The 21,366-nt window shown below is 69.5% G+C and carries 21 protein-coding genes; 6 read left to right on the top strand and 15 right to left on the bottom strand.

The genetic code is table 11. The features are described from left to right. Positions 1-61 precede the first annotated feature (61 nt). Both ABQF13_RS01820 and ABQF13_RS01815 read left to right on the top strand, forming a co-directional pair. Entirely contained in the window at positions 62-694 is a 633-nt protein-coding gene (locus ABQF13_RS01820) for a TetR/AcrR family transcriptional regulator (RefSeq protein ID WP_448390967.1), read from the top strand. Continuing rightward, complete coding sequence (locus tag ABQF13_RS01815) at positions 691-2,364, top strand: CocE/NonD family hydrolase (protein ID WP_448390965.1); 1,674 nt, start codon at positions 691-693, stop codon at positions 2,362-2,364. Before ABQF13_RS01820 ends, ABQF13_RS01815 begins: the two co-directional genes overlap by 4 nt. Here the strand turns inward: ABQF13_RS01815 and ABQF13_RS01810 are convergent. Both ABQF13_RS01810 and ABQF13_RS01805 read right to left on the bottom strand, forming a co-directional pair. Next, positions 2,353-2,901 carry a DUF1802 family protein gene (locus ABQF13_RS01810; RefSeq protein ID WP_448390963.1) on the bottom strand — a complete coding sequence of 183 codons (549 nt, stop codon included), beginning with the start codon at positions 2,899-2,901 and terminating at the stop codon, positions 2,353-2,355. The two genes, ABQF13_RS01815 and ABQF13_RS01810, sit on opposite strands and share 12 nt — an antisense overlap. Continuing rightward, on the bottom strand, positions 2,898-3,170 hold the full coding sequence (locus tag ABQF13_RS01805) for a DUF2277 domain-containing protein (RefSeq protein WP_448390962.1): 273 nt from the start codon (positions 3,168-3,170) through the stop codon (positions 2,898-2,900). Before ABQF13_RS01805 ends, ABQF13_RS01810 begins: the two co-directional genes overlap by 4 nt. A gap of 23 nt (positions 3,171-3,193) precedes the next feature. Here ABQF13_RS01805 and ABQF13_RS01800 point away from each other — a divergent pair, with 23 nt between their 5' ends. Together ABQF13_RS01800 and ABQF13_RS01795 are read left to right on the top strand one after the other, a co-directional pair. Next, positions 3,194-3,961, top strand: coding sequence for an enoyl-CoA hydratase (locus ABQF13_RS01800; RefSeq protein WP_448390961.1), 768 nt, complete (start codon positions 3,194-3,196; stop codon positions 3,959-3,961). A gap of 89 nt (positions 3,962-4,050) precedes the next feature. Next, on the top strand, positions 4,051-4,614 hold the full coding sequence (locus ABQF13_RS01795) for a class I SAM-dependent methyltransferase (RefSeq protein ID WP_448390960.1): 564 nt from the start codon (positions 4,051-4,053) through the stop codon (positions 4,612-4,614). Between the two features lie 84 nt (positions 4,615-4,698). Here ABQF13_RS01795 and ABQF13_RS01790 read toward each other — a convergent pair whose 3' ends face one another. The 7 genes from ABQF13_RS01790 to rimP all read right to left on the bottom strand — a co-directional run bounded on the left by ABQF13_RS01790 (position 4,699) and on the right by rimP (position 12,264). Then, positions 4,699-6,042, bottom strand: coding sequence for an MATE family efflux transporter (locus ABQF13_RS01790; RefSeq protein WP_448390958.1), 1,344 nt, complete (start codon positions 6,040-6,042; stop codon positions 4,699-4,701). Beyond that, positions 6,035-7,036 carry a DHH family phosphoesterase gene (locus tag ABQF13_RS01785; protein ID WP_448390957.1) on the bottom strand — a complete coding sequence of 334 codons (1,002 nt, stop codon included), beginning with the start codon at positions 7,034-7,036 and terminating at the stop codon, positions 6,035-6,037. Before ABQF13_RS01785 ends, ABQF13_RS01790 begins: the two co-directional genes overlap by 8 nt. Then, a complete protein-coding gene (rbfA, locus tag ABQF13_RS01780) occupies positions 7,011-7,487 on the bottom strand; it encodes a 30S ribosome-binding factor RbfA (RefSeq protein ID WP_448390956.1) in 477 nt (158 codons plus the stop codon). Before rbfA ends, ABQF13_RS01785 begins: the two co-directional genes overlap by 26 nt. Further along, positions 7,484-10,156 (bottom strand): translation initiation factor IF-2, encoded by a 2,673-nt coding sequence (infB, locus tag ABQF13_RS01775; RefSeq protein ID WP_448390954.1) that lies wholly within the window; start codon positions 10,154-10,156, stop codon positions 7,484-7,486. The genes rbfA and infB overlap by 4 nt, the downstream gene beginning before the upstream one ends. Positions 10,157-10,223: 67 nt before the next feature. Next, a complete protein-coding gene (locus ABQF13_RS01770) occupies positions 10,224-10,622 on the bottom strand; it encodes a YlxR family protein (RefSeq protein WP_448390953.1) in 399 nt (132 codons plus the stop codon). 62 nt (positions 10,623-10,684) lie between these two features. Next, complete coding sequence (gene nusA / locus ABQF13_RS01765; protein WP_448390951.1) at positions 10,685-11,728, bottom strand: transcription termination factor NusA; 1,044 nt, start codon at positions 11,726-11,728, stop codon at positions 10,685-10,687. Beyond that, entirely contained in the window at positions 11,725-12,264 is a 540-nt protein-coding gene (rimP, locus tag ABQF13_RS01760) for a ribosome maturation factor RimP (RefSeq protein ID WP_448390950.1), read from the bottom strand. Before rimP ends, nusA begins: the two co-directional genes overlap by 4 nt. Before the next feature lie 142 nt (positions 12,265-12,406). Here rimP and ABQF13_RS01755 point away from each other — a divergent pair, with 142 nt between their 5' ends. Both ABQF13_RS01755 and ABQF13_RS01750 read left to right on the top strand, forming a co-directional pair. Next, the gene (locus tag ABQF13_RS01755) at positions 12,407-12,919 is read left to right on the top strand and encodes a hypothetical protein (RefSeq protein WP_448390948.1); all 513 of its coding nucleotides are present in this window, start codon (positions 12,407-12,409) and stop codon (positions 12,917-12,919) included. Continuing rightward, complete coding sequence (locus tag ABQF13_RS01750) at positions 12,916-13,380, top strand: ferritin-like domain-containing protein (protein WP_448390946.1); 465 nt, start codon at positions 12,916-12,918, stop codon at positions 13,378-13,380. Before ABQF13_RS01755 ends, ABQF13_RS01750 begins: the two co-directional genes overlap by 4 nt. Before the next feature lie 77 nt (positions 13,381-13,457). Here ABQF13_RS01750 and ABQF13_RS01745 read toward each other — a convergent pair whose 3' ends face one another. From ABQF13_RS01745 to ABQF13_RS01720, 6 genes are all read right to left on the bottom strand, one after another. Continuing rightward, positions 13,458-14,621, bottom strand: a complete 1,164-nt coding sequence (locus ABQF13_RS01745) for a sulfotransferase family protein (protein WP_448390945.1) — start codon at positions 14,619-14,621, stop codon at positions 13,458-13,460. A gap of 8 nt (positions 14,622-14,629) precedes the next feature. Next, the gene (locus ABQF13_RS01740; RefSeq protein ID WP_448390944.1) at positions 14,630-15,661 is read right to left on the bottom strand and encodes a zinc-binding dehydrogenase; all 1,032 of its coding nucleotides are present in this window, start codon (positions 15,659-15,661) and stop codon (positions 14,630-14,632) included. Positions 15,662-15,706: 45 nt separating this feature from the next. Then, positions 15,707-16,351, bottom strand: coding sequence for a TetR/AcrR family transcriptional regulator (locus ABQF13_RS01735; RefSeq protein WP_448390942.1), 645 nt, complete (start codon positions 16,349-16,351; stop codon positions 15,707-15,709). A 12-nt stretch (positions 16,352-16,363) separates the two neighbouring features. Further along, the gene (locus tag ABQF13_RS01730) at positions 16,364-18,103 is read right to left on the bottom strand and encodes a proline--tRNA ligase (RefSeq protein ID WP_448390941.1); all 1,740 of its coding nucleotides are present in this window, start codon (positions 18,101-18,103) and stop codon (positions 16,364-16,366) included. Between the two features lie 102 nt (positions 18,104-18,205). Then, positions 18,206-19,705 carry an MFS transporter gene (locus ABQF13_RS01725; protein WP_448390940.1) on the bottom strand — a complete coding sequence of 500 codons (1,500 nt, stop codon included), beginning with the start codon at positions 19,703-19,705 and terminating at the stop codon, positions 18,206-18,208. A gap of 73 nt (positions 19,706-19,778) precedes the next feature. Then, a complete protein-coding gene (locus ABQF13_RS01720; protein ID WP_448390939.1) occupies positions 19,779-21,359 on the bottom strand; it encodes an MFS transporter in 1,581 nt (526 codons plus the stop codon). Between the last annotated feature and the right edge of the window lie 7 nt (positions 21,360-21,366).

Below are 21,366 nucleotides of genomic sequence, written 5' to 3'. Positions count from 1 at the left end.
GTGGCGGTAACCCACGTTCGTCGCCCGGGGGCCGATTTCGTGACAGTACACTGTCACTATTATGGCCGACTCGTCAACGGCACCGCGCCGCTCCTACGACAACCGCGCACGTCGACAGAAGGCCGCCCAGACGCGCAAGCGCATCATCGAGGCAGGCAGTGCACTCGTGCACGAGTTCCAAAGCTGGGATTGGCGCGGCCTGACGTTCCGTGCGGTCGCCGAGCGCGCCGGCGTCGGCGAGCGCACGGTGTACCGGCACTTCCCCACCGAACGTCACCTGCACGACGCGGTGATGACCCAACTCGAGGCCGAGGCGGGGGTGTCCTACGAGGACGTCGACGTCGACAACCTCGGCGCGGTGACCGCGCGCGTCTTCGCATCCCTGCAGCGGTTCGCGGTGCGCCAAACAATGCCCACCCCCGCCGATTCGGCGTTCGTCAGCTCCGATCAACGCCGCCGGGCGGCGCTGCTGCGTGCGCTCTCCGCGGCGTACCCCGACCTGCCGGAGGCGCAACGGTGCGCGGTCGCCGGGCTGCTGGATGTGCTGTGGAGCCCCACGTCCTACGAACGCCTCGTCGGCGGCTGGGCACTGTCCGGCGCCGACGCGACCCGCGCGATCGAGTGGCTGATGGCGCAGGTGCTGGCTGCAATCGAGCGTGCCGATCAGGTTCCGTGCGTAACCTCGGTGCCGTGACCGCAGTTTCCTCCGTAGCAACCGTCAACTCCCGCTCCAAAACCAGGCGGCTCGCCGGACGAACGGCAGCACGCCTGCTTCGCCTGCCGCCGCACACGACGGATTTCACCGTCAGCAGCGTGGCTGTGCCGATGCGCGACGGTGAGCAGTTGGCGGCCGATCACTACCGGCCCACGACCCCGAACCCGACCGGCACACTGCTGGTCCGCTGCCCCTACGGCCGAGGTTTCCCGTTCTCGACGCTGTACGCCGCGACGTACGCCGCGCGCGGCTATCACGTCGTGCTGCAGAGCGTACGGGGCACCTACGGCTCCGGCGGCCAGTTCACCCCGATGTCCGATGAGATCTCCGACGGCGCCGACACCGTGGCGTGGCTGCGCGAACAGCCTTGGTTCACCGGCACGTTCGGCACCGTCGGGTTGTCATATCTGGGCTTCACCCAGTGGGCGCTGCTGGTCGACCCGCCGCCGGAGATGAAGGCCGCCGTCATCGTCGTCGGACCCCACGACACCAGCGGACCACGGTGGGGCGCAGGATCGTTCGGCATCCACGACTTCTTGGGCTGGAGCGATCTGGTCTCCCGGCAGGAGCAGCCGGGCCGAATCCGCCTGCTGCTGCGGCAACTCGGCGCCCGCCGGGCATTGGCGCGCGCGACGGGCGAGCTGCCGCTCGGCGAAGCCGGACGCAGGCTGCTCGGTACGGGCGCGCCGTGGTTCGAATCGTGGTTGGAGCACACCGAACCGAGCGATCCGTACTGGGCGCCCATGCGGCTGCACCACGCGTTGGAGCGCTCCGAGGTTCCGGTGCTGCTCGTCAGCGGCTGGCAGGATGTCTTTTTCGAGCAGACGATGACCCAGTACGAGCGGCTGCACCGGCGCGGCGTCGAGGTCGGCCTGACCGTCGGGCCCTGGACGCACAGCCACCTGACGACCAAGGCGGCCCCGACCGCCATCCGCGAATCACTGGACTGGCTCGACAACCATCTGGCGGGGCGCCGCAGCAGCCGGCGCAAACCGGTGCGGGTGTACGTCAACGGCTCCGGCTGGACCGATCTTCCGGAGTGGCCGCCGACGATGCCCGAGGTGGTGCGGTACCTGCAACCCGGCGGCCGGCTCGGCGACGCGGTGCCACCCGAGACGGCGTCGCCGTCGCTGTTCACCTACGACCCGACGGATCCGACCCCCACCCTCGGCGGTCGACTGCTCGCGCCCGAAGGCGGCTACCGCAGGGACGACCGGCTGGCGCAGCGCGCCGACGTGCTCAACTTCACCGGCGACCGGCTGCCCGCCGACCTCTACGTCGTCGGCACGCCGGTCCTGGAACTGGCGCACAGCTGCGACAACCCGCACAACGACCTGTTCGTGCGGATCAGCGAGGTCGACCCGAAGGGGCGTTCACGAAACGTCAGCGACGGATACCTCAGAGGCGCACTGGATGCCGGAACGATCCGCATCGAACTCGACCCGGTAGCGCACCGGTTCCGCGCCGGATGGCGCATCCGGGTGTTGGTGGCGGGCGGATCGCATCCGCGTTTCGCCCGTAATCTGGGCACCGGCGAACCGATCGTGTCGGGTCGGCGCACGGCGACCGCCACCCACACCGTGCATCTCGGCGACGGCGCGTCGCGGCTGGTGCTTCCCGCCGGTGCGCGTGCGCCGTCAGCCGACTGAGCGGCGCACCCGCTCGGCGACTGCGGTGAGAGCGGCGTCGTCGTGCACCGGATCGGCCCAGCCGGGGTCGGCGGGCACCTGCACCCAACTGGTGCAGCCGGCGTAGCCGGGGGTGCGGGTGAGCCGCAGCGGCTCGGTCAGCGGGCAGGCCTGCACCACCAGGACGGTCAGGCGGTGTTTGGGACGAAAGTCGAGCCGGTCGTTGCGCACCGATTCATCGGTCCAGATATGAAGCGGCGCAATGTCGGTCAGCGCCTCTGGCTGGTGGACGTCGACAGCGGCGACGACGCGGGCACCGGCACGGATCACCACGGAGTCCTCGGTGCTGTCGGCGGCCGCGGGGTCGAGCAGATCGCGGTGTGCTGGCCGAACCCGTTCGGCGTGGCTGTGCGCGACGGTCGGGAATAACAGGAAGCGCGACGCGGTCACGGCGAACCGCTTTTCGTGGATACCGCCCTTGCGCAGCAGCACGGTCTGCCTGCCGTCGAGCAGCGCGTGCACGGCCGCGCTCCACTCCTTGAGCGCAGGCGCCGTCACGGCGCCTTAGCGGCGATCCGGGCCCGCACCTCGGGGCGGCGCAGCGGCGGCACGGTCTTGGGCGGTTGCCGTCGGGCAGGCAGCTCGGTCAACAGCCGCGCGGTGGTGGCCGTGACCTCCGCGACGGCGGCTTCGAAGGCGTCGACGTTGGCCGCCGTGGGCCGCGTGATGCCGCTGACCTTGCGGATGTACTGGCGCGCGGCCGCCTCGATCTCCTCGTCGGTGGCGGCTGGTTGCAGCCCGCGGAGCTCGGTGATGTTTCGGCACATGGCTCCACGATATGTTCAGCGGCATGGTCAGCTCAGAAACACCGGATATCTTGCTCATCGACACCACCGAGCGCGTACGCACGTTGACGTTGAACCGGCCGCAGTCACGCAACGCGTTGTCGGCCGAGCTGCGCAAACGATTCTTCGGCGCGCTGGCCGAGGCCGAGAGCGACCGGGACGTCGACGTCGTGATCGTCACCGGCGCCGACCCGGTGTTCTGCGCCGGGCTCGACCTCAAAGAGCTCGGTGACACCACGGAGCTGCCCGACATCTCGCCGAAGTGGCCGGCGATGAACAAACCGGTGATCGGCGCGATCAACGGCGCCGCGGTGACGGGCGGCCTGGAGCTCGCGTTGTACTGCGACATCCTGATCGCCTCCGAGCAGGCCCGCTTCGCCGACACCCATGCCCGCGTCGGGTTGCTTCCCACCTGGGGGCTATCGGTGCGGCTGCCGCAGAAGGTGGGCATCGGGATGGCCAGGCGGATGAGCCTGACCGGTGACTACCTGTCGGCCGCCGATGCGCTGCGCGCGGGGCTGGTCACCGAGGTGGTGCCGCACGACGAGCTGCTGCCGGCCGCGCGCCGGATCGCGGCCGCCATCGTGGGCAACAACCAGCGGGCGGTGCAGGCGCTGCTGGCGTCGTATCACCGCATCGACGAGGCCACGACCAACGAGGGGCTGTGGATCGAAGCGGCCTCGGCGCGGAAGTGGATGCGCTCGGCCAGCGGCGACGACATCGCCGCCAACCGTGACGCCGTCCTGCAGCGCGGCCGTTCCCAAGTCCGCTGATCTGCGCGCAAATTGCGCGTGAGCGTGCGTGGCTGAGGGCGACACGCCGAGTTCTTTTGCGATTTCGCGCACGCTCGTAAGCTGCGAGCGTGAACGAACTCCACGAGTATTGCGGCAGCGACGACTGGCGGCAGCTGATCCGTGAGGTGATCCTGCCGTGGGCGCTGGGTGAAACCGACCTCGGTGACAATGTGCTCGAGGTCGGCCCCGGATACGGCGCCACCACCGACGTGCTCGGCGCGGTGGCTCCACGCGTGACGTCGGTGGAGATCGACGGCGAGCTCGCGGCGATGTTGGGTGAGCGGTTCGCCGATACGCCCTCGGTGGAGATCGTCAGGGGCGACGCGACGCAATTGGCCTTTGCTGATCAAACCTTCAGCGGTGCAGCGTGTTTCACGATGCTGCACCACGTCCCCAGCATCGAACTACAGGACCGACTGTTCGCCGAGGTGGCACGGGTGCTGCGTCCGGGCGCGGCGCTGGTGGCCAGCGACAGCCTCGGCAGCGACGAGTTGGCCGACGCGCATGAGGGCGACACGTACAACCCGGTGGATCCGGCCACGCTGCCGGAACGGTTGGCGGCCGCGGGCTTCGAGGGCATCGAGGTGAAAACCACCGACTACGGCTGGGCCGCGATCGCCCGCGCGTCCTAACCACACCCGCGAGCGTGCGCAAACTCGCGTTCGGAGACGGCGTGTCGGGCTCAAACACGCACGCTCGCCACAAGATAAGGGGTGCTACCCCGTGCCGGGGATCAGCCAGCGCCCGGAGAACGCGCGCCAGCCGACGAACACCAACCGCAGCACCATGAACGTCGACAGGCCCGCCCAGATGCCCAGCAGGCCCCAGTCGAACGCCAGCGACAGCCAGATCAGCGGCAGGAATCCGACCAGCGCGCTGATCAGCGTCGCGTTGCGCATGAACTTCGCGTCACCGGCGCCCAACAGCACCCCGTCGAGCGCGAACACGATTCCGGCGACCGGCAATTGGGCCACCATGAACCACCACGGCACCCCGATGGCGTCGAGCACCGAACGGTCGTCAGTGAACACGGCGGGAAACACCGACGATCCGACGGCGAACATGATCGCCAGCACCGACGCGGCCAGCGTGGAGAAGATCGTCACCCGCCACGCCACCGATTTGGCGTGCACGAGGTGACCCGCGCCCAGCGCGGCCCCCACCAGCGACTGCGCCGCGATCGCCAGTGAATCCAGCACCAGGGCAAGGAAATTCCACAGTTGCAGCACCACCTGATGGGCGGCCACCGCGGCGGCGCCGAACCGGGCGGCCACGGCGCCCGCGGAGACGAAGCAGGCCTGAAACGCCATCGTGCGCAGGATGAGATCGCGGCCCATCACGAGCTGCGCGCGCAGCACCGCGGGCTGGATCCGCAGCGACGCCTTCTCCACCAGCAGCGCGCGGAAGAAGAACAGCGCAGCCAACCACTGCCCCACTACGTTGGCGACCGCGGAGCCGGCCAGTTCCAGCCGCGGCATGCCCAGCCAGCCGTAGACCAGCAGCGGGCACAGCACCGCCGAAAACCCGAATCCCACAACGACGTAATGCAACGGACGCACGGTGTCTTGCACGCCGCGCATCCAGCCGTTGCCCGCGGCCGAAACGAGGATCGCCGGCACCCCGAAGATCGCGATCCGCACCCACGGCGTCGCCGCATCGGCGATCTCGCCGCCGTCGGCGTCTCCGGCGAGCACCGAGACCAGCGGAACGGTGAACGCCTGCACCGCCAGCACCACCACGGCGCCGACGCCGAGCGCCAACCACGTCGCCTGCACCCCCTCGGCCACCGCCGCCGCACGGTTGCCTGCGCCGAAGAACCGGGCGGAGCGCGCGGTCGTGCCATAGGACAGAAAGGTCATCTGCGAGCTGAGCGTGGTCAGGATCAGCCCGCCGATGGCCAGCCCGGCCAGCGACAGCGCACCAAGCCGGCCGACGATCGCGATGTCGAACAGAAGGTAGATGGGTTCGGCGGCCAACACCCCGAGGGCGGGCAGCGCCAGCGCCGCGATCCGGCGACCGGAGGCGTCAGCGACCGGCAGATCGCCTTCGGGTTCAGCCAATTGCCGCGCGCAGCGCCGCGACGACCTCGTCGACGGTGCCGGTGGCCGAGTATCCCGCGGCGAACCGGTGCCCGCCCCCGCCGAACGCGGCGGCGACGGGAGAAAGGTCATAGGTCTTCGCGCGCATCGACACCGACCAGTGCGCGGGTTCGATCTCTTTGAACACCGCGGCGATCTCGGCTTCCTGGGCGGTGCGCACGATGTCGACGATGCTCTCCACCTCCTCCGGCCGCGCGTTGGCCCACTCCTGGTGCGGCACAACGGTATACACGAAACCGCGGCCGCCAAGCGCCTCGGGAACCAGGCGTGCCGAGCCCAGTACCCGCGACAGCATCGGCAGCCACGCGAACGGATGGCTGTCGAGCAGCGCGCGGCTGATCGCCGCGTTGTCGACGCCCAACTCCACCAGCCGCGCGGCCAACCGGTGCGCGCGCGGGGTGGCCCAGCGGAACGAACCGGTGTCGGTGGTCAGCCCCGCGTACAGGCAGTGCGCGACGCCGATGTCGATCGGCTTACCCCACGCGTCGAGCAGGTCGGCCACCAGCATCGTGGTGGAGTCGGCCGTCGCATCGACGTAGTTGGCGGAGCCGAACAACTGATTGGAGGCGTGGTGGTCGATGACCAGCACCTCGCGGCCCACATCGGCCAGCGGGGACAACGCCCCCAACCGGTTGACGCTGGGGATGTCGACGGTCACCACCAGATCGGCGTCGCGGCGCATCGCGTCGGGTTCGACCAGCAGGTAGCCGCCAGGCAGTGTCTGCAGTGAATCCGGCAGGTCAGCGGGCGCTGCGAAGCTGACTTCGACGTCCTTGCCTGCCTGGTCCAACACCAGCGCCAGCGCCAGCCCGGCACCGATGGTGTCGGCATCGGGGTAGACGTGACACACCACGCTGACGCTGGCCGCAGCCGACAGCAGATCGGCTGCCTCGCGCGCATCGACGACCGGACGCGTCGCAACAGCGGCGTCAGTCATCTTGTCGGTCGCGGTCACCGGTGTCCTCAGAGTCAGGCCCCCCAGCACTACGGTACGGGTCCGCGTCACCCGCGTGCTTGGCGCCTTCCCGAACCCTGGCCAGATCCTCATCGGCCGCGCGTGCCCGGTCGAGCAGCTCGGCCATCCGCACTGCCGTGTCTGGCACCGTATCGCGCTCGAAGGCCAGTGTCGGGGTGAATCGCACTCCAGTGGCCGCGCCGACCTTGCTGCGCAGCACTCCCCTGGCCTTGTCCAGCGCCGCCTCGGCGCCGGCATAGTCGGGCTCCTCGTCGAGGCTGTTGCCCATCACCGTGTAGTACAGCGTGGCGTCATGCAGGTCGTTGGTGACCTTGGCGTCGGTGATCGTGACGCCGGCCAGCCGTGGATCCTTGATCTCGTACTCGATCGCCGAAGCGACGACGGTCAGGATTCGTTTGGCCAGCCGGCGTGCTCGTGCCGGATCGCTCACGAGCGCTCTTTCTCGACCAGCTCGTAAGTCTCGATGACATCGCCTTCTTTGATGTCGTTGTAGGTCAACGTCAGACCGCATTCGAAGCCCTCGCGGGCCTCGGTGACGTCGTCCTTTTCCCGCCGCAACGAGGACACCGTGAGGTTCTCGGCGACGACGACGTTGTCACGCAACAACCGGGCCTTGGCGTTGCGGCGCATGACACCCGAGGTGACCATGCAGCCCGCGATGTTGCCGACCTTCGACGACCGGAAGATCGCGCGGATCTCGGCACGACCGAGCTCACGCTCCTCGTACACCGGCTTGAGCATGCCCTTGAGGGCTTTCTCGATGTCGTCGATGGCCTGGTAGATCACCGAGTAGTAGCGGATCTCCACACCGTCGCGGTTGGCCAGTTCGGTGGCCTTGCCTTCGGCGCGCACGTTGAACCCGATGATGATCGCATCCGAAGCCGACGCCAGGTTGACGTTGGTCTCGGTGACGCCGCCGACACCGCGGTCGATGACGCGCAACTGCACCTCGTCGTCGACCTGGATGCCCAGCAGGGCCTCCTCCAGCGCCTCGACGGTGCCGGAGTTGTCGCCCTTGAGGATGAGGTTGAGCTGGCTGGTTTCTTTCAGCGCCGAATCCAGATCCTCCAGGCTGATGCGCTTGCGCGAACGCGCGGCCAGCGCGTTGCGCTTGCGCGCGTTGCGCCGGTCGGCGATCTGGCGGGCGATCCGGTCCTCGTCGACAACCAGCAGGTTATCGCCGGCACCTGGCACCGACGTGAAGCCGATGACCTGCACCGGCCGCGACGGAAGCGCCTCGGTGACGTCGTCGCCGTGCTCGTCGACCATGCGCCGGACGCGCCCGTAGGCGTCGCCGGCCACGATCGAGTCGCCGACGCGCAGCGTGCCGCGCTGCACCAGCACGGTCGCCACCGGGCCCCGGCCGCGGTCGAGGTGCGCCTCGATGGCCACACCCTGAGCCTCCATGTCGGGGTTGGCCCGCAGGTCCAACGCGGCGTCGGCGGTCAGCAACACGGCCTCGAGCAGCGCATCGATGTTGGTGTTGTTCTTGGCCGAGATGTCGACGAACATCGTGTCGCCGCCGAAATCCTCAGCCACCAAACCGTATTCGGTGAGCTGCCCGCGGATCTTGGCCGGGTCGGCACCTTCCTTGTCGATCTTGTTGACCGCCACCACGATCGGAACATCGGCGGCCTGCGCGTGGTTGATGGCCTCCACCGTCTGCGGCATGACGCCGTCGTCGGCGGCGACCACCAGGATCGCGATGTCGGTGGCCTTCGCACCGCGGGCACGCATCGCGGTGAACGCCTCGTGACCGGGCGTGTCGATGAAGGTGATCAGCCGCTCGTCACCTTCGTGCTCCACGCTGACCTGATACGCGCCGATGTGCTGGGTGATCCCACCGGCCTCGCCCTCACCGACATTGGCCTGGCGGACGGTGTCGAGCAGTCGGGTCTTGCCGTGGTCGACGTGACCCATCACGGTCACCACCGGCGGGCGGCTCTCTAGATCCGATTCGTCGCCCTCGTCCTCGCCATAGCTGAGGTCGAAGGATTCCAGCAGCTCGCGGTCCTCGTCCTCGGGGCTGACGACCTGAACCTTGTAGTTCATCTCGCCGCCGAGCAGCTCGAGGATGTCGTCACCGACCGACTGCGTGGCGGTCACCATCTCACCGAGGTTGAAAAGCGCCTGTACCAGCGATGCCGGGTTGGCGTTGATCTTCTCGGCGAAGTCAGACAGCGACGCGCCGCGGGCCAGCCGGATGGTTTCGCCGTTGCCGTGCGGCAACCGCACACCACCGACGACCGGCGCCTGCATCGAGTCGTATTCCTGGCGCTTCTGCCGCTTGGACTTGCGGCCGCGCTTGGGCGCACCGCCGGGGCGACCGAAGGCGCCGGCCGCGCCGCCGCGCTGCCCGGGACGGCCTCCGCCGCCGGGACGACCGCGAAAACCGCCAGCGGGGGGCGCGCCGCCACCGCGGTAACCACCGCCACCACCGCCGCCGGGACGACCGCCGCCGCCGGGAGCCGGACGACCGCCCGGGCCTGGGCGAGGACCGCCGGGGCGGCCCGTGGCGCCCGGACGCGGTCCGGCCGGGCGCGGCGGCATATTGCCCGGAGACATACCCGGTCGCGGCGCACCCGGACGGGGTGCACCCGGGCGTGGTGCCTGCGGACGTGGGATCGGCCGGTCGACGGGCTGCTGTGTGGAGAACGGGTTGTTGCCGACGCGCGGGGTGCGCGGGGCCGGTTTCGGTGCGGCCGACGGGCCGGGCCGTGGACCCGGCGTCGGGCCGGGCCGGGCCGGCGGAGCCTCCGGCGGTGCGGCCGCTGCGGGCGGCGGTGCCGCGGTCGCCTGCGGCGGTGCGGCGGCCGGCGGCTCGACCGGTGCCGCGGGCTTGGGCGCAGCCGACTTGGCCGGCGCCTTCGCGGCGGACTTGGCGGGAGCGGCCGCCGACGCACCGTTGCCGTCGGCCTTGACCTTGTCCGGTGCGGCCTTACCGCCGCCGAACGATTCGCGCAGCCGGCGCGCAACGGGGGCCTCCACGGTGGAGGACGCTGATTTGACGAATTCGCCCTGTTCGCTCAGCCGGGCGAGTACTTCCTTGCTGGTGACACCGAGTTCCTTGGCCAACTCGTGTACACGGGCCTTTGCCACTACATCTCCATCTCTAGAGGCGTCAGCGGTGGTAGGCGCCGCGCCTCGGTTTAGCTATGACGCATTGTCATCGGGACTTCACGGTGTGCTCATGTTCTTCGCTACCTGTTCTGTTGCCGGGTGGATCGGCCAGTTCGGCGCTGCTGGCAGCGCTAACGTACTCGATCACCGCAGTTAGGTCCGGTGAACCGGTGATGCGCAGCGCTCGACCGAATGCTCGCCGGCGAATGGCCGCCTCAAGGCACTGCGGATCGGGATGCAGCCACGCACCCCGCCCCGGCAGCTTTCTCGCTGAGTCAACGGTTACGGCGCTGGGACCGTTCCCAGTGCCATCGACCACAGCGACTACTCGAAGCAGTTCGACGGCCAGCTCTCGTTTTCGGCAGCCCACGCACGTCCGCACCGGCCCGACTATGGCGTCGGAGCTGCGTCGATGCGTCGAAGCCGAAGTCTCGCGCTGGATCACAGGTGAGTCTACCGTCCCGTCGGGTGCGATTCGCAACGGCGGTGCTGGTCGGCGTGGCCGGCTTAGCGGTCGCGGGCCGCGCCGCGCGCCGCGCCGGGATCGGGTTCAGGGTTGTCGGCGACGGTGGCGTCGCTCCGGATGTCGATGCGCCACCCTGTCAGCCGGGCGGCCAGCCGGGCGTTTTGGCCTTCCTTACCGATAGCCAGCGACAGCTGGAAGTCGGGGACGACGACGCGTGCTGCCCGGGCCGCTTCGTCGATCACGCTCACCGACACCACCTTGGCCGGGGACAGCGCGTTGGCCACGAACTTCGCCGGGTCGGGGTCGTAGTCGATGATGTCGATCTTCTCGCCGGACAATTCGCTCATCACGTTGCGGACCCGCTGTCCCATCGGGCCGATGCAGGCACCTTTGGCGTTGAGCCCGGACACCCGCGAGCTCACCGCGATCTTCGAGCGGTGGCCCGCCTCGCGCGCGACGGCCACGATCTCCACGGACCCCTCGGCGATCTCGGGGACCTCCAGGGAGAACAGTTTGCGCACCAGGTTGGGGTGAGTGCGCGACAGCGTGATCAGCGGTTCGCGGGCGCCGCGGGTGACTCCGACGACGTAGCAGCGCAGCCGGTCGCCGTGCTCATAGCGCTCGCCGGGCACCTGTTCGGCGACGGGTATGACGCCCTCAGAGCCCTTGGTTTCGCTGCCCATCCGCACGACGACCAGGCCGCGGGCGTTGGCGCGGGCATCGCGCTGAATGACGCCGGCGACGATGTCCCCCTCACGCGCGGAGAACTCGCCGAAGGTCTTTTCGTTCTCGGCGTCGCGGAACCGCTGCAGCATCACCTGACGAGCGGTGGTGGCGGCCACCCGGCCGAAGCCCTCCGGGGTGTCGTCCCACTCGGTGATCGGGTTGCCGTCGGCGTCGTGTTCGGTGGCGATCACCTTGACCTCGCCGGTCTTGCGGTCGATCTCGATGCGGGCCTCGTCGGCGTGCCCGTCGGTGTGCCGGTAGGCGGTCAACAGCGCCGACTTGATCGTCTCGACGAGTTCACCCACCGGGATGCCGCGGTCCACCTCGATCGCGTGCAGTGCCGCCATGTCGATGTTCACGCCCCGGCCTCCTTCCCAGATCGGCCGACCAGCTCCAGCTCACGCGGATTTGGAGGCGAAAAGTCCACTTGGACAACGGCTTTGACGATGGATTCCAGCGGAAGTTCGCGCACCGTGAAGTCGGGTCTGCGGCCTTCGCGGACCACCAGTCGCACCGCGCCGCCTTCGGTTTCGCCAAGGCGGCCGGTGAGCTGGGAGCCGTCGGACAGGGTCAACTCCACCTTGCGGCCGTGGGCGCGCCGATAGTGCCGCTCGGCGGTCAACGGCCGCTCCACCCCCGGTGAGGTGACTTCGAGGATGTAGGGCGCCGACTCGGCGTCGAGGCGGTCGAGCAGTTGGGATGCCGTGCGGGACAGCTGAGCGAGCGAGTCCAGATCCAGGCCGTCGTCGGCGTCGACGACCACGGTGATGCGCGGGGGACGCGCGTTGGCGGCGGTGACCACGTCCTCGATTTCGTAACCCGCGCGCGCGAACTCGCCGTCGAGCAGCTCGATCACCTGTTCCTGCGACGGCAACTCCGCAGAACGCTCCGACACGGCGAGCTCCTCATCTTGAATTGTCCGGACACAGGTTCGGCGCACTGCTTCTTAAGACACCGAAACCGACTACCCACGATACGCCAGCGCTGCCGGGGTAAGCCCTAAACGCGCTGCGACCGCCGCAGCCGACGATGGCAAGATGTGGCACGTGCCGAGCAGCCCACCGCCGACCCTCAGCAGGCGACGTGTCCTGATCGGGGCGGCGGCGCTCTCGCTGCTCGGGGTGGCCGCCAGCGGATGCGGATCCTCACCGCCGCCGCCGGAGGTCGACGAACTGCTCGCCCAGCTCAACCGCGCCCGCACCGACAGCCAGCTGGCTTCGGATGCCGCCGCCCACGCCGAGAAGGCCGTCGCGCAGGCGCTCAACGCCGTCGCCGCCGAGCGTGCGGCCCATGCCCAGGCGCTGACGGACGAACTGGTCCGGATGCGCGGCGAGGACGCGCCGACCGCGACCCCGACCAGCACCACCGCCGAGCCGACCCGGCCACCGACCGCCAAGGACGTCGTCGGCGCGCTACGGGTCTCCGCGCAGAGCGCTGCCGAGCTGGCGGCGACTTTGTCGGGTTACCGCGCCGGGTTGGTGGCGTCGATCGCCGCCGGCTGCACCACGGCCTACCGCGTCGCGCTCGTGTTTCCGGAGGAGGCGCCATGACCGCCCCGCAGCAGCCCGCCCGTCCGTCCGATCCCGCCGCCGGCGCGTTGTTCGACGCCGTGGCCACCGAGCACGCGACCATCTACGGCTACGGGGTGGTGTCGGCGCACTCGCTGCCCGAACGCAACTACCTGGTGTCGGAGGCGATCACCGAGCACCGCGAACGCCGCGATGCCGCGCTGGCCATGCTCGAGGCGCACTCGGCGGACGCGCCGCTGCCCGCCGCCGGGTATTCGCTGCCGATCGACGTCGACACCCCGACCGCCGCCGCGACCCTGGCCGTGCGCATGGAGCAGGACGCCGCGGTCGCGTGGCGCGCGGTCGTCGAACAGGCCACCGACCAGCAGGACCGCGCGTTCGCGGTGACCGCGCTGACGCAGTGCGCGGTGATGGCCGCGCGGTGGCGCACGGTGCTCGGCGTCGTCCCAGTCACCGTCGCGTTCCCGGGCGGCAACGAGTAAGTGGCCTGCTGCGCTGGCTGTGCGGTTTCGTCCGCGACGCGCCGGGACGGGCGTATGAAAGCGCACAACCGCGGCGCTCAGGCGCGGCCCGTCTCGGGAGGCACGTCGTAGCGGGCGATGTAGTCGGCGAAGCGCTCACGGATCTGCCCCTGAGCCAATCCGTAGTCCTCGAGCCGGTAGCCGTGGGCGCCGAACCGGCCACGCGGATGGGTGCCGACGTAGGCGCTGATCGCTTTTCGCGCCTGCGCCGACAGCTCGCGGCCGCAGCCGGCGTAGATCGCCTCGACGGTGCCCACCGGGTCGACGACGAGATCGCCGTACCGCACGTCCAGAACCGTGTGCCCGGGGTTCGCGCGGCGAAACGCCTCGATCCGCTCGATCGACACCTCGAGCATCCGGGTCCAGTGCTCGGCGATGTAGGCGGTGTGGTCGGCGTCGCTGAAAGTGCCGGTGAGCGTGGACAACAGGCTGCACGCCGACGCGCACAGCACGGTTGGGTCGCGGTGCAGGACCACGAGTTGCGCATCGGGGTAGACGGCGCTCAGCGCGTCGAGGGCGATCGCGTGGTGCGGGCTCTTCAGCGTCCACCGGCCGCGCGCGCCGTTGCTGGCCAACACCTGCAGCGCGGTGCGGTGGTACTCGTAGGCCGAGCGGTGGTCGGCGCCCAGCAGCCAGCGGCTGTAGCCGGGCACGTTGGCGATCGCTTCCCAGGTCAGGCTCTTGAAGTCCTGGCCCAACAGGGTCAGGCACTCGGTGGGGCCCGCGGGGTCCTCGTGGTGGACCACTTTAATCTTCGGGTTCAGCGATTCGAGCATGTCGATGGCCGCGGCGGCCGCGTCGACGCGCGGGCCCGACCGCAACGTCTGCGGCGTCGGCGGCGGAACGCTGTCGGCGGCTTCCCAGCGCAGCAGCGACCGGTTGGCCCGATCCTGGTCGAGCAGTTCGCTGACGAATGTCGTACCCGCACGGAACAACCCGACGATCACCAGCGGCGCCTCCACCGGTTCGGCGGTGACCTCGGGATGCTGACGGACCCAGTCGAGCACCTTCAGCCGGTTGACCAGGCCGCCAATCAAGTTCTGCCGCACGGCCATCACGCCGAGCTCGTTGAGCTGGGCCTCATCGCTTGCCGATGCGCACAGCACGGTGAGCCCCTCGCGGAAGTCGTCGGAGCCGAATTCGTCGCAGCCCGCGAGCTCGACGGCGCTGGCCATGAGGTCGTCGACGTCGAAGATCGCCACGGCCCGCCCTATCCGTGTCCGAGGACGACGACGGTGCGCCCGGTGGTGCGGCGCTGCTCATGGTCCTGCAGGGCGCCTGCCACCTCGTCCATCGTCGCCCGCCGCCCGACCACCGGCCGCACCGCACGAGCCGCGACGAGTTCGAGCAGCGCGCGGTGCACCTCCCTGCCGACCTCGGGAGGAAAGAAGTTGAGCCCGAATCTGCGAAAGTCCGTGGGCAATTCGCCGTAGGCGAGGATGACGCCGAGCACCGAGATGTTGCCCATTGCGACCTTGCGCAACGGCCGGCCCGTCAACCCAGCCTGCGGGTCGTCGTTGAAGCCGACCGGCAGGTAGCGGCCCTCCCGGGCCAGACACGTCCAGATCTCCTCGGTGCGCTGGCCGCCGACCACGTCGAACGCGACATCGACGCCGTGTCCGCCGGTGTGCGCGATGACCGCGTCGAACAGGTCCGCGGCGGTGTGGTCGAGGCCGGTGGCCCCCAACTCTTCGCACACCTTGACCTTCTCGGGCCCGCCGGCGACCGCGAGCACGTCGGCGCCCGCGGCGACGCCGAGTTGGATCGCGGCGGTCCCGACCGCGCTCGCCCCGCCCACGACCAGCAGCCTCTCCCCCGCCGCCAGGCGTGCGCGCCGGTGCAGCGCCAGGTAGCTGACGTGAAACGGCAGGGTGAACGCCGCGGCGTCGGCGTCGTCGAGTTCGGGTGGGGCGTCGAACACCGTCGCCGACGGTGCGATCGCGCACTCGGCGACGCCGCCCAGCGACTGTTTGGTCATCGCCACCACCCGGCGGCCGAGCCATTCGGCGGCGCCTTCCCCGGCACGGTCGACGACACCGCAGACGTCCATACCGAGCGTGAACGGCGGCTCACCGGTCACGCTGGCGACGGTGCCGCGGCAGCGTGCGATGTCACCGAAGTTCAGCGATGCCGCAGAAACCGCAATCCGCACCTCACCCGCCCCCGGCGCGGGCTCTGGAACGTCCTGCACGGCAAGCACTTCCAGTGGATCACCGTGGCGCATCACTTGGACTGCCCGCACTCACACCTCCCGACGGCACGGGCCAACCGTAATAAGCAGCGGTGCTTATGTCAACGGCACGGGCGCGGTCATGGCCGCGGTCGCCATGGCGATCAGGTTGGCGACGAACGGCTCGTAGGCCAACTGCGGGCGCCCGCGCCGACCGGTGCGCTCCAACAGGCGGGCGCGGTCGGCGATCGCGCGCAGCACGAACATCGCGACAAGCGAGAACCGCTCGACCCGCAGCTCGTCGGTGAGGAATTGCGTTCGGGCCGTGAGCAGTTCGTAGACCTCGTTACCACCGGTGCGCGCCAGCACCGCCTGCAGCTCGGCGCTGTAGGCCGCCCGGTCCTCACCGGTCAGCTCGGCGATGATCAGCAGGCAGCACCGCCCCCGCCAGCCGCTGTCGGCCACCTCGGCCGCGGGCCGCACGATGGCCTCCAGAACCGGGGCGAGCTGGTCGTCGGGTGTGGTCAGCGCGAGGTCGAGCAGGTCGCGTTCGCGCCGCGCGAGGAACTCGGCGTGCCGGTCGATGACCGCGCACAGGATGCCGTCGCGGGAGCCGAAGTGGTAGCGCAACGCCGCCCGGTTGCGCTGCCCGGCCTTGCGCGTGATGTCGATCAGCGACGCGTTGAAGACGCCGTCGGCGGCGAATGCGCGGGCTGCGGCGTCGAGCAGTCGGCCCCTGGTCTTCGACGCATCCGGCGGCACGGGTGCGGTCCGCTATCCGAGCGCCGCGGCGACGTCGGCGGCCGCGTTCGCGACGGCGATCTGCCGTGTCTCACCGGTGAACCGGTTGCGCAGCTCCACCACACCTTCGGCCCAGCCGCGCCCGACGACGACACTCCATGGCACACCGAGCAGTTCGGCGTCCTTGAACTTGACCCCGGGCGACGCGGTGCGGTCGTCGAGCAGCACCTCGACGCCGAGCCGGTCCAGTTCGGCGGCCAACTCTTCGGCGCCGGCACGCGCGGCGGCGTCCTTGTTGGCGATCACCACGTGGGCGTCGAACGGCGAAACCGTTGCCGGCCAACGCAGCCCGATCTCGTCGTGGTGCTGCTCGGCGATGACGGCGACAAGCCGCGACACCCCGATCCCGTAGGAGCCCATCGTCAGGCGCACGGGCTTGCCATCCTCGCCGAGCACGTCGGCCTCGAACGCCTCGGTGTATTTGCGGCCCAGCTGGAAGATGTGGCCGATCTCGATGCCGCGCGCGGACACCAGCGGTCCGGCCCCGTCCGGCGACGGGTCGCCGTCGCGCACCTCGGCCGCCTCGATGGTGCCGTCGGCGACGAAGTCACGGCCGGCGACCAGCCCGACCACGTGCTTTCCGGGCTCGTCGGCCCCAGTGATCCACGACGTGCCGTCCACCACCCGCGGGTCGACCAAATAGCGAACACCGTTGGCCAACAACGCCTTCGGACCAATGTAGCCCTTAGCCAGAAACGGATACCTGGCGAAGTCGGCGTCGTCGAGCAGCGTGTACTCGGCGGGTTCGAGCGCCGCGTCGAGGCGTTTGTCGTCGACCTCCCGGTCACCGGGCACCCCGACCGCCAGCAGTTCCCATTCACCGCCGGGTTGGCGCACCTTGAGCATGACGTTCTTGAGCGTGTCCGCGGCGGTGACCTGACGGTCCAGCGCGGCGTTGGCCCATTCGACCAGCGTGGCGATGGTCGGGGTGCCGGGAGTGTTGTACACCTTGGCTTCGGGCTGGCCGTCGATCGGCAGCGCCGGCGGCACCGCGGTGGTGACCGCCTCGACGTTGGCGGCGTAGCCGGATTCCAGGCAACGCACGAACGTGTCTTCGCCGATGTCGCTTTCGGCCAAAAACTCCTCGGAGGCGCTGCCACCCATCGCCCCCGACGTCGCCGAGACGATGACGTAACGCAAGCCGAGGCGATCGAAGATGCGTTGGTAGGCGTCGCGATGGCGCGCGTAGACCGCGCTCAAACCGTCGTCGGAGACGTCGAAGGAATACGAGTCCTTCATCACGAACTCGCGGCCGCGCAGAATCCCCGCGCGGGGCCGGGCCTCGTCGCGGTATTTGGTCTGGATCTGGAACAGCAGCAGCGGGAAGTCCTTGTAGCTGCTGTACTCACCCTTGACCGTCATCGTGAAGAACTCTTCGTGAGTCGGTCCGAGCATGTAGTCGTTGCCGCGCCGGTCCTGCAGCCGAAACGCGCTGTCGCCGTACTCGGTCCACCGGTTGGTGGTCTCGTAGGGCGCTCTGGGCAGCAGGGCCGGAAACAGGATCTCCTGGCCGCCAATGGCGGTCATCTCCTCGCGCACGATGCGTTCGATCTTGCGCAGCACCTTCAGCCCCAACGGCAGCCAGCTGTACAGGCCCGGCCCGACCGGGCGGATGTAGCCCGCCCGGATCAGCAGCTTGTGGCTGGGGACCTCGGCGTCGGCCGGGTCGTCGCGCAGGGTCCGTAGAAACAGCTCCGACATGCGGGTGATCACAGCCGACAACCTTACTGAGTGGCGTCGTAGTCGCCGAGCGCACGGTTGTTGACGGGGTCACTCGCGTTTCGTGTACATCAACCGGGCGCTCGCGGGCCGTGGTTACAGCTCGCCGGCCTCCACCGCTTCGCGGGTGTGCTGTGCGGTGGCGATCTGGCGGGCCGAGAACCGGATGAAGAACGCGGCGACGCCGACGATCACCGCGACACCGGCCACCCACAGCAGCGAGTACGTGTAGCCGTATCCCAACGCGTCGAGCTCGGCGGGCGTCATGTCCTTGACGGGCCCGGTGGTGCCGCCCAGATACAGCGTGCGCGAGGTCTGCACGGCCTGGATGACCACGAGCACCAGCGGACCGCCCAGGTTCTGCACCATCAGCGTGATCGACGACACCGGGCCGATCTCGCCCGGGCCCACGCCGGCGATGGCGCACAGCGGCAGGATCACCGCAATCATCCCGATGCCGAACCCGCCGACGACAATCGGGGCGAACAGGTCTGGGAAGTACGGGATGCTGCGATCCAGCGTCGAGCCGTACAGCATCGCCCCGAGGACGAAGACGCCGCCGCCGATGATCAGCCAGCGCGGGGCGATCCGCGGTGCCAGCTTGGCGGCGACCGCACTTCCGATGCCGAACGCGAGCGCGAACGGGATGAACCCGACGCCGGCCTCCAGCGCCGTGTAGCCGAGCACGTCCTGCACGAGCAGACCGATCATCACCGTCAGCGTCAGCAGCACCCCGCCGGCCAGAAACAGCGCCACGAACGTCATCACCCGGTTGCGGTTGTCGAACACCGAGAACGGCACGATCGGATGTGCGGCGGTGCGCTCGACGAGCAGGAAGCCGATGAAGAACACCGCCGCGGCCACCGCGGCGCCGATCACCAGCGGATCGACCCAGCCCCGCGGCGGGCCCTGGGTGAAGACGAGCACCGCCGACGTGCAGCCGAGCGTGGCCAGCAGCGCGCCGGTGACGTCGAGTTTGAGCCGTTCGTGGTGGGTTTCGGCGAGATAGTACACCGCGACCGCGACGATCAGGATGCCGATCGGCACGTTGATCAGAAACGCCAGCCGCCATGAGATCACCGTCAGCGCACCACCGAGCACCAGGCCCAGCACCGAGCCGATGCCCTGCATGGCCGCCGAGATCGCCAGGGCTCGGTTACGGGCCTGACCGACGGCGTACGTCGTCGCGATCAGCGCCAGCCCGGTGGGCGCGGCCACCGCCGCGCCGGTGCCCTGCACCGCGCGCGCCACGATCAGCGTGGTGGGGTCGTTGGCCAGGCCGCAGGCCAGCGAAGCGATCGTGAACACCCCGACGCCGGACAGAAACGCGCGTTTGTGGCCGATGGCGTCTCCGACGCGCCCGCCGAGCAGCAGCAGCCCGCCGAACGCCAGCACGTAGGCGGTGATCACCCAGCTCTTGCTCGCATCGGTGAGCCCGAGGTCGGCCTGCATCCGGGGCAGCGCGACGATCACGATGGTGCCGTCGAGCGTCGCCATCAGCTGCATGCCGGTGATCGCGAAGATCGCCGGTCCCAACACCTTCGACGCCAGCGGAGCCGACGAGGGCGGCGTGTGGTCCGTCGACCCGGCAGACATGGATAGCCACCCTACCCACAGGTGATTTGGGCGTGTTCGGTCACGCCCAGCGTGACGAACTACCCCAGAATCGCTAAAGCTCGCCCTGGTCCAGCGCGTCCTTGACTTCTTGGGCGTGGGCGACCTGCGCGGCCGTATAGCCGATGAACAGCGCCGCGACGCCGACGATCACCGCGACCGCGGCCACCCACAGCAGGCCATAGGTGTAGCCCTGGTCCAGTGCGTGCAACTGCGCGCTGTCCATGTTGTGCACCGGACCGGTGGTGCCGCCCAGGTACAGCGTGCGCGACGTGATCACGGCCTGGATGACCGCCAGTACCAGCGGGCCGCCCAGGTTCTGCAGCATCAGCGCGATCGCCGACACCGGGCCGATCTGGTCGAAGCCGACACCGGCGATGGCCGACACGGTCAGCGGCACGACGATCATGCCGATGCCGAACCCGCCGACGGTGATGGGGATGACCAGGTTCGGGAAGTAGGGGATGTCGCCGTGCAGCGTGGAGCCGTAGACCATCGCGCCGAGCACCAGCACGCCGCCGGCGATCACCAGCAGCCGCGGCGGGAACAGCGACACCAGGTGCGACGACAGCCCCAGCCCGATGCCGAGCGCGATGACGAACGGGATGAAGCCGATGCCGGCGCGCAGCGGCGTGTAGCCCATGATGTCTTGCACGTAGAGCCCGATCAGCACGGTCAGCGTGAACATCACGCCGCCGGCGAGGAAGATCGCGGCGAACGTGGCGACCCGGTTGCGGTCCTTGAACAGCTCGAACGGCACGACGGGGTTCTCCGCGGTGCGTTCGACGTAGAGGAACGCAAGCAGCGCCGCGCAAGCGACGAGGCCCGAACCGAGCGTGATCGGCGACATCCAGCCCTGCTCCGGGCCCATCGAGAACCCGAAGACCGCGGCCGTGCAGCCGAGCGTGGCCAGGATGGCGCCCGCAGCGTCCAGCTTCAGTCGCTCACGCTGCGTCTCACGCAGCGTGGTGCGGGCCAGGTAGACCACCAGCAGCCCGATCGGGACGTTCACCAGGAACGCCAGCCGCCAGGACACCTCGGTCAGCGCACCGCCGACGACCAGACCCATCACCGAGCCGACGCCGGTCATCGCGGCGAACACCGCGGTGGCGGCGTTGCGCGACGGTCCCTTGGGGAACGTCGTGGCGATCAGCGCCAACCCGGTCGGTGAGGCGATCGCGGCGCCCACCCCCTGCAGCAGCCGGGCGACCACCAGCGTGGTCTCGTCCCATGCGATGCCGCACAGGATCGAGGCGATCGTGAACAGCGTGACACCGACGATGAACGTGCGCTTGCGGCCGATGGTGTCGCCGAGCCGGCCGCCCAGCAGCATCAGCCCGCCGAACGCCAGCACGTAGGCGGTGATGACCCAGCTGCGGCCCGCATCGGACAGGCTGAGCTCGTCTTGAATCTTCGGCAGAGCGACGATGGCGATGGTGCTGTCCATGGTGGCCAGCAACTGCATGCCGCCGATGGCGATAACAGCCGCGAAGAACCGTCGCGACGGTTGCCATACCGGCACCTGACCCGTTCGCTGGGCAGCGGCGCGGCCCCCGCGTACGGGTTGTGACCGATTTGCCCCGCCCTCGGCGTCACGGCGCATCGCTGCTCGCGCTGCGTCATTGAGAGCCGTCATAACGGGT

It is taken from the genome of Mycolicibacterium sp. XJ879, from assembly GCF_053483935.1.
The sequence above is the reverse complement of the archived record's forward strand: the minus strand, read 5'-3'. Positions and strand labels throughout refer to the sequence as shown.